General features: G+C 51.8%; 1 protein-coding gene. It reads right to left on the bottom strand.

The window, feature by feature from the left end; translation table 11 throughout:
• Nucleotides 1-39: 39 nt before the first annotated feature.
• Nucleotides 40-251 (bottom strand): hypothetical protein (locus AB4Y43_RS40725; protein ID WP_368730317.1); only part of this gene is annotated, 212 nt, incomplete at its 5' end.

Here is a 251-nt window from a genome sequence, read left to right as displayed (position 1 = left end):
CCAACTGACGAACCGTCGCGGTGAGGCGCTTTCCAAGCTTCAAGTAGAGTTTGACCGCTCGGATGCGTTCTTCGTATGAATACATGGGCCAGCTCCTAATAGTCCAAGAATTCCGCCGCACCCCCTTTTAGCCAAGTTCAGATGTCCGCTTTTTGGACGATCGTAAGCTAACAGATCGCTGGGAATCCAGTGTTTGGGAGCTTTAATGGCGGCAACAGAACGGATAACAATGACGATGCGCGAGCTGGACA

Origin of the sequence: Paraburkholderia sp. BR10872 (genome assembly GCF_040965835.1) — a bacterium.
Lineage (GTDB): Bacteria > Pseudomonadota > Gammaproteobacteria > Burkholderiales > Burkholderiaceae > Paraburkholderia > Paraburkholderia nodosa_A.
The sequence above is the reverse complement of the archived record's forward strand: the minus strand, read 5'-3'. Positions and strand labels throughout refer to the sequence as shown.